Annotated in this window: 3 protein-coding genes; 1 reads left to right on the forward strand and 2 read right to left on the reverse strand. The window is 42.5% G+C overall.

The genetic code is table 11. The annotated features are described in order from the left end of the window. Window positions 1-137 precede the first annotated feature (137 nt). Both PX481_RS25860 and PX481_RS25865 read right to left on the reverse strand, forming a co-directional pair. The gene (locus PX481_RS25860; RefSeq protein ID WP_288096823.1) at window positions 138-440 is read right to left on the reverse strand and encodes a helix-turn-helix transcriptional regulator; all 303 of its coding nucleotides are present in this window, start codon (window positions 438-440) and stop codon (window positions 138-140) included. Between the two features lie 109 nt (window positions 441-549). Next, a complete protein-coding gene (locus PX481_RS25865) occupies window positions 550-1,215 on the reverse strand; it encodes an AraC family transcriptional regulator ligand-binding domain-containing protein (RefSeq protein ID WP_288028228.1) in 666 nt (221 codons plus the stop codon). A 528-nt stretch (window positions 1,216-1,743) separates the two neighbouring features. On the opposite strand from PX481_RS25865, the gene PX481_RS25870 reads away from it, so the two are divergent. Continuing rightward, on the forward strand, window positions 1,744-2,040 hold a 297-nt coding region (locus PX481_RS25870), incomplete at its 3' end, for a DUF2092 domain-containing protein (RefSeq protein ID WP_043999217.1).

A 2,040-nucleotide genomic window follows, 5' to 3' on the forward strand; every position in this document is an offset into this window, starting at 1 on the left:
GAGAGCCTTAATTTTTTGGTTAGGATAGGCACTCTTGCAATAGTCCCTTCCATAGGTGTAATTAATTTTGTTCAATCTCTTGGTGTTTTCTTGTCCAGACTCCGAGAACACTGGCCCCTTACTCCTCCTCTAGAGGTCTATTGATAATTAGCCAATTTTTGACAACGAAAATCCCGCGGTGATAATCCTGTCCAACGCTTAAAAGCGCGAGTAAAATGGGCGGGATCACTGTAACCTAATTCCATGGCAATATCAATTAATTTTATCTGTGGTTCCTGCAGCCACAAAACTGCTTGCTCAAAACGAATTTTTTCCACTACCTGAGTATAGGTTAAACCTTCTTCTCCTAACCTTCTTTGTAGGGTACGGACACTCATGCCGGTGATTTCTTTGGCTAAGTTAATATCGGGATAACCGTTGGGTAAAAGAGGAGTAATCACCTGTTTTAAAGAGCCACTTATAGCGTTTCTGATTCACAAGAGGTACATTCCCGATCCTGAACAGCTTAATCAGCAAAGGTTTAAGTGTGCCGCACAGATGCGAGAACCGCTATATATTCTGTACAGGGGAGGAAGAATAGAGATTTTCCCGATCTTTTTGACTCGGTTTATTATCTAAAGCTACGGAAAATTTAAGAGGTAAACTCAGAAAAGAACGAGGAAAAACAATAGCGGTAAATCCCATTCCCGCACGAATTTTAGTTCTGCTTAAAGATTCATCTTTTAATTCGCAGCCCCGCTCACCCTGAAGATAAATTGTCGGTGGCTGCCATAATTTTCCTAGGGCGATACTAACTAATTCGATCATCAGTCTTGAAGCAAATTGGGCAGCATAATGACAATTAACCTCCTGATTGTGGAGATAACGCTGACAAAAATAAGCGGTTTCTTCCTGTTCTTTAATCCAGAATATTTCCCCTGAATTGTTAGCAGTGATCATGTTTTTGACCGTATTAAAAGCATCATAGACAGTCAAAGACTGACAAATAATTCGCCTGAAAGTCCCTAAATCAGCGATCGAAGTTGCCTTCCCTACTAATAATCCTAAGTTGTCTATACCTTCTCTGTGCGCCGCTTTCTCGATCAACGAGAAGGCCTGATGACGTGGGATTAAAGATTCGGGATGATCGAGCGCAAATAAGGGTAATTTTACCTCCTCTAATAATTTTTCCGTGGGGGAACCGATGCGATGAAGAAACGTAACAAAGGGTAACAAAGTATTAACCCGAAGCAGGGGGATATATTTCATCTCATTAGAGAACAAGTCGGCGAAAGGAAACTGTGAAGATTATCGCGATTTTGGCGTGAGATGGCAAGAAAAATTTTGATGACACGCTACAATCTTGAATGTCGAAATTGTGAAAACTACCATCTAAGTGGGTGGGTGGAATTAAATATAAGATGAACGTAGGTTGGGTTGAAGCATGAAACCCAACGCCCGCATGGGTTACGCTACCGCTAACCCATCCTACAAATAATTGTGCCTCCCTACTTATTACCTCGAGTCGTGACTCTTTTTCGACAGAACAATGCCCTGACTTCCCCCAGGTCAAATTTATAAACTTTTGCTGATGAAAACAACCAAATCTTAGAATTGAGAAATAAAATGGAGGTTCTCCAGCAACAGAAGCGGTAAAAGCCATCAATCAATCAAAAAACAAGTCACCAGTTTAATTAATAATTCCTCGGTTATTTTTGCGAGCAGTCTAAGCACATTAACAAAAACTAGATTTTCAGAGCTGCCATGAATTTTCTGCCAAAAATCCTTTTACTGGGTCTAATTAGCTCCTCTGGGCTGGGAATCGTTTCCCCGGTCTCAGCAGAAACTCCCGCAAAAATTGAACCCAAGGCCCTAGCAATTCTCAAGCAAATGAGCGATCGCTTAAGTGCCGCTCGTTCCCTGGCCTTTACCGCCACTATCACCTACGAGAGTCCCAGTCGTATCGGCCCACCTCTGGTGTACACAACGATCGCCGATGTCACCCTGGAACGGCCCAATAAGCTCAGGGTGATTAGTCCGGGAGACGGTCAGGCTAACCAA

It is taken from the genome of Microcystis sp. M53603_WE2, from assembly GCF_030065435.1.